At 62.8% G+C, this 5,326-nt stretch carries 6 protein-coding genes; all 6 read left to right on the top strand.

Annotated elements, in window-relative coordinates:
• The first annotated feature begins 44 nt into the window (after positions 1 to 44).
• The 6 genes from groES to ENZ75_RS19555 all read left to right on the top strand — a co-directional run bounded on the left by groES (position 45) and on the right by ENZ75_RS19555 (position 5,292).
• A complete protein-coding gene (groES, locus tag ENZ75_RS19580; RefSeq protein WP_013530718.1) occupies positions 45 to 359 on the top strand; it encodes a co-chaperone GroES in 315 nt (104 codons plus the stop codon).
• 55 nt (positions 360 to 414) lie between these two features.
• A complete protein-coding gene (groL, locus tag ENZ75_RS19575; RefSeq protein WP_027160770.1) occupies positions 415 to 2,046 on the top strand; it encodes a chaperonin GroEL in 1,632 nt (543 codons plus the stop codon).
• A gap of 70 nt (positions 2,047 to 2,116) precedes the next feature.
• Complete coding sequence (locus ENZ75_RS19570) at positions 2,117 to 2,344, top strand: hypothetical protein (protein ID WP_013530720.1); 228 nt, start codon at positions 2,117 to 2,119, stop codon at positions 2,342 to 2,344.
• A 98-nt stretch (positions 2,345 to 2,442) separates the two neighbouring features.
• Positions 2,443 to 2,736: a DUF982 domain-containing protein gene (locus tag ENZ75_RS19565; RefSeq protein ID WP_027160769.1), complete on the top strand. Its 294-nt coding sequence runs from the start codon at positions 2,443 to 2,445 to the stop codon at positions 2,734 to 2,736.
• Between the two features lie 335 nt (positions 2,737 to 3,071).
• Positions 3,072 to 3,956, top strand: coding sequence for an AraC family transcriptional regulator (locus ENZ75_RS19560; protein WP_013530722.1), 885 nt, complete (start codon positions 3,072 to 3,074; stop codon positions 3,954 to 3,956).
• A gap of 247 nt (positions 3,957 to 4,203) precedes the next feature.
• Positions 4,204 to 5,292, top strand: a complete 1,089-nt coding sequence (locus ENZ75_RS19555) for a sugar ABC transporter substrate-binding protein (RefSeq protein WP_013530723.1) — start codon at positions 4,204 to 4,206, stop codon at positions 5,290 to 5,292.
• Positions 5,293 to 5,326: the final 34 nt, after the last annotated feature.

Raw genomic sequence — 5,326 nt, 5'->3', positions numbered from 1 at the left:
GTGCGGAGGAACCTCAAAACCTGTTTGTCCACGAGGAGAACGACATGGCGTTCCGTCCATTGCATGACCGTATTCTGGTCCGCCGCCTTGAAGCCGAGGAGAAGACCTCCGGCGGCATCATCATCCCCGATACCGCAAAGGAAAAACCGCAGGAAGGCGAAGTGCTCGCCGTCGGTCCCGGCGCGCGCGACGACAGCGGCAAGCTTGTCGAACTCGATGTCAAGGTCGGCGACCGCATCCTGTTCGGCAAATGGTCCGGCACCGAGATCAAACTCGACGGCGAGGACCTGCTCATCATGAAGGAAAGCGACGTGATGGGTATCATCGATGAGATCGCCGAAGTGAAGAAGGCCGCCTGACGGCTTCTTGTATCCAACCAGTCAACGAATGCTGCCTAGATAAAGGAGTGATCCAATGGCTGCCAAAGAAGTGAAATTCCATACCGAAGCGCGCGAGAAGATGCTGCGCGGCGTCGACATCCTTGCCAATGCGGTGAAGGTGACGCTCGGTCCCAAGGGGCGCAATGTGGTCATCGACAAGTCGTTCGGCGCGCCGCGCATCACCAAGGACGGCGTCACCGTCGCCAAGGAGATCGAACTGGAGGACAAGTTCGAGAACATGGGCGCCCAGATGGTGCGTGAGGTGGCCTCCAAGACCAACGACCTTGCCGGCGATGGCACGACGACCGCAACGGTGCTTGCACAGGCGATCGTCAGGGAAGGGGCCAAGGCGGTTGCCTCGGGTATGAACCCGATGGATCTGAAGCGCGGCATCGACAAGGCGGTCGATGCGGTGGTCGCCGAACTGAAGACCAATGCCCGCAAGGTCACTCGAAACGACGAGATCGCGCAGGTCGGCACCATCTCCGCCAATGGCGATGCCGAAATCGGCCGCTTCCTCGCTGAGGCGATGGAGAAGGTCGGCAATGAAGGCGTCATCACGGTGGAGGAGGCCAAGACCGCCGAGACCGAACTCGAAGTCGTGGAAGGCATGCAGTTCGATCGCGGCTACCTCTCGCCCTATTTCATCACCAACCAGGACAAGATGCGCGTGGAGCTCGACGAGCCCTATGTGCTGATCCACGAGAAGAAACTCTCCAATCTGCAAGCGATGCTGCCCGTGCTCGAAGCCGTGGTGCAGTCTGGCAAGCCGCTCCTGATCATCGCCGAGGATGTGGAGGGCGAGGCGCTTGCCACGCTGGTCGTCAACAAGCTGCGCGGCGGCCTCAAGGTCGCGGCCGTCAAGGCGCCGGGCTTCGGCGACCGCCGCAAGGCCATGCTGGAGGACATCGCCATTCTCACCGGCGGCACCGCGATCTCGGATGATCTCGGCATCAAACTGGAAAATGTAACGCTGCAGATGCTGGGCCGCGCCAAGAAGGTGGTGATCGAGAAGGAAAACACCACCATCGTCGATGGTGTCGGCCGCAAGGAAGAGATCCAGGGCCGTGTCGCACAGATCAAGGCGCAGATCGAGGAGACCACCTCCGACTATGACCGCGAGAAGCTGCAGGAGCGGCTGGCCAAGCTCGCAGGCGGCGTTGCGGTGATCCGGGTCGGCGGCTCGACCGAGGTCGAGGTCAAGGAGCGCAAGGACCGTGTCGACGACGCACTGCATGCAACCCGCGCGGCCGTCGAGGAGGGCGTGCTGCCCGGCGGCGGCGTCGCCTTGCTGCGGGCGGCCAAGGCGCTCGATACCGTGCAGACCGACAATTCGGACCAGAGGACAGGTGTCGACATCGTGCGCCGTGCCATCGAAACGCCGGTCCGGCAGATCGCCGAGAATGCCGGCGCCGAAGGCTCGATCATTGTCGGCAAGCTGCGCGAGAAAAGCGAATTCGGCTGGGGCTGGAACGCCCAGACCAATGAATTCGGCGATCTCTTCGGCCAGGGCGTTATCGACCCGGCCAAGGTGGTGCGCACCGCCCTCCAGGACGCGGCATCGGTCGCCGGCCTGCTGGTGACCACGGAGGCGATGGTGGCCGAGAAGCCGAAGAAGGAAGCCGCCGCCCCGGCAATGCCCGCCGGCGCCGGCATGGACTTCTGAAGTCGCGGCCCAATCCGCCCGCTCCCCTGGCGGGGAGCGGGCGTCAGTCGAAGAGAGAGTGGAGGTAAAGATGGATGCAATGGCTGGCCTCGGATCCGTACCGGCTCCTACGCATCAAGCGAAGGAATTCCTGGCCTATGAAACAGAATGCAGGAACGTGCTGAAGCCGCTGCTGGCAGGGCTGCTCGACATGGCTGAAGCCGCCGGCTGGAACCGGCGAACCGCGGCGTCGGCACTGATGTTCCTCGCAGCGCAGCAAGTGTCGGCAACATCCGAGGTATCCGCCGGCAGCGGCTGAACGGAAATCGGCCAGTCCCTTCACCTATCCGCGGCGGGCCGTGCTTCCCGGTGTTCGGCCCGCTGCAGGCCCTGAACAATCGAGAGGAGGTACAAGCCATGAATCGCGGGCAATTCGAAGAACCGGTCACACTTCTGGTCGGAATGGGCTTTCCGAGGATGATCGACAGCGTGATGGAAGCCTATGCACTGCTGCAGGACTGGCCGAGCGCCGGCCGCAACGGCGCCCATGCCATCGCACTCAACGCTTGCAAGGCGGGCATCGTCGGCGAAATCGATCCGGAGACGGTGCGGGCCACGCTGGTCAGCTTCGCGCGCCGCCACGACATACTGGTGCCTGACATGGTTACGCCGCTCGCGACGGTGGCGGGTGGTGCGCTGCGCACCAGCTGAACTACGATGACGGCGCTGCAACAGCGCCTGAACACGCTGTTCTTGCGATAGGCCAGGCGCCCACCGGACACGTTGGAATTCCGTTTCGGGCGGTAGTGTTCTCGTTGGTCAGTCGAGCGAACGCGTCAGCAAGACTGACCTGTTCTGCCCGAATAGCGCCTCTGAGCGCGCCCTTCCGGTTAAAAAAGTATCATCCATTGTCTTGAATCGTGGTGGCGCCTGTTGTCATGAGCCGGTACCGTGGCTCTTGAAATGCAGAGCCGAAACCAATTCGGCCGGTTTAGGGAATTGGGCCGAACGCGGCAAATATCCGTGCCGGCCGGGAGGAAACGGACATGGAACCGGACCTGGAAGTTGTCCAGATACGACGCGGGGAGTCCTTCAAGGCGTGGTCGCATGGCTACCCCTTCCATACGGTGCGCTGGCACTTCCATCCAGAATATGAACTGCATCAGGTAATCTTCACCAACGGCCGCTATTTCGTCGGCGACTTCATCGGCGAGTTCGAGCCGGGCAATCTGGTGCTGACGGGGCCGAACCTGCCGCACAATTGGGTCAGCGACATCCCCAAGGACAGCTCGATCCCGCTGCGCGGCCGCATCATTCAGTTTTCCGAAAGTTTCATCGGCGATGCCATGCATGTGCTGCCGGAGCTGGCGGGGCTTGCGGCTCTGCTCGAGGCGTCGCGGCGCGGCGTGCTGTTTTCCAACCGCACCAGCAAGGCGCTGGCGCCATTGATGGAAGAGATGATGCAGGCGCAGGGCGTGCGCCGCATCGAGCTGTTCATGATGATCGCCGGCCTGCTAAGCCGCGCCCAGGAATTCCAGCTGCTGGCCAGCGCCAGCTATCGGCCCGATCCGTCGGGCTACATGACCGCCGGCATGAACAAGGCGCTCGCCTATATCAGGGAGAACCTGACGCAGCTGTTCGACGAGGCGGATCTCGCCGCCATCGCCGGCCAGTCGACCGGGGCCTTCTCGCGCTCGTTTCGCCGCCACACCGGCATGTCGCTGGTGCAGTATGTCAAGCGGCTGCGCATCAATCTCGCCTGCCAGATCCTGATGAGCGACGAGCAGGCCTCGATCACCGACATCTGCTACGAGGTCGGCTTCAACAACCTGTCCAATTTCAACCGGCAGTTCCTGGCGGAGAAGGGCATGCCGCCCTCGCGCTTCAGGCGCCTGCTGGCCGACAACATCAACGCGGGAAAAGCCGCTTAACGGAGGAGCCAGGGAGGAACCAAGGGAGGATTTTTCTTTTGCATGACGGACGTGAGCCGCGTTGAGCGGTTCGTGATGGAGAACGCTTGTCTCGAATTCCTCCGTCGGCGGAGGACGTCGGCGCGGCTCGAAAGTCCAGCGCCGGACCCTGGTACCCCTTCAATTGGGGCGAGGGTGGATGGGTGTCTTCAGACCACCAAAGCAGTCACGACCTTCTTACAACATATCCAGAAACGGAGAAGACCGAATGACCAAACTTTCAATTTCATTGAAGTCCACTGGCAAGTCCGCCGGCATGGCAGCGCTTGCGCTGTCGCTGCTGGCAGGCACCGCCGCTATCGCCAAGGCAGCCGAAGTCACCGACGCCACCGTCGCCTTCCTGATGCCTGACCAGGCCTCGACCCGTTACGAACAGCATGATTATCCCGGCTTCGCCGCCGAGATGAAGAAGCTGTGCCCGGGCTGCAAGGTGCTCTACCAGAACGCCGATGCCGACGCCTCGCGCCAGCAGCAGCAGTTCAACTCGGTGATCTCGCAGGGCGCCAAGGCGATTGTGCTCGACCCCGTCGACTCGACCGCCGCCGCCTCGCTGGTCAAGCTGGCGCAGAGCCAGGGCATCAAGGTCATAGCCTATGACCGGCCAATCCCGACAGCGCCGGCCGACTTCTATGTCTCGTTCAACAATGAAGGCATCGGCAAGGCCATCGCCGATTCGCTGGTCGAGCACCTGAAGGCGCTGAAGGTCGATCCGGCCACCGGCGGCGTTTTACAGATCAACGGTTCGCCGACCGACGCGGCGGCCGGCCTGATCAAGAAGGGCATCCATGCCGGCCTCGACAACAGCGGCTACAAGATCCTGGCCGAATACGACACGCCGGAATGGGCGCCGCCGAAGGCGCAGCAATGGGCCGGCGGCCAGATCACCCGCTTCGGCCCGAAAATCCTCGGCGTGGTTGCCGCCAATGACGGCACCGGTGGCGGCGCCATCGCGGCCTTCAAGGCGGCCGGCGTCGATCCGGTGCCGCCGGTGACCGGCAATGACGCGACGATCGCGGCACTGCAACTGATCATCGCCGGCGACCAGTACAACACCATCTCCAAGCCGAGCGAGATCGTGGCGGCGGCCGCCGCCAACATCGCCATCAAGCTACTTTCTGGCGAGACGCCTAAGGCCGAGATGACGCTGTACGATACGCCCTCGCAGCTGTTCACGCCGGCTGTTGTGACGCAGGAAAACCTGAAGGCCGAGATCATCGACAAGAAGATCAACACCGCGGCCGAGCTCTGCGTCGATCGTTACGCGGAAGGCTGCAAGAAGCTGGGCATCGGGAACTGACCGCGACCCTTGCCCGCTCCGCTGCCTGGCCACC

This window comes from Mesorhizobium sp. M7A.F.Ca.CA.002.04.1.1, assembly GCF_004022805.1.
GTDB classification, from domain to species: domain Bacteria; phylum Pseudomonadota; class Alphaproteobacteria; order Rhizobiales; family Rhizobiaceae; genus Mesorhizobium; species Mesorhizobium ciceri.
The sequence above is the reverse complement of the archived record's forward strand: the minus strand, read 5'-3'. Positions and strand labels throughout refer to the sequence as shown.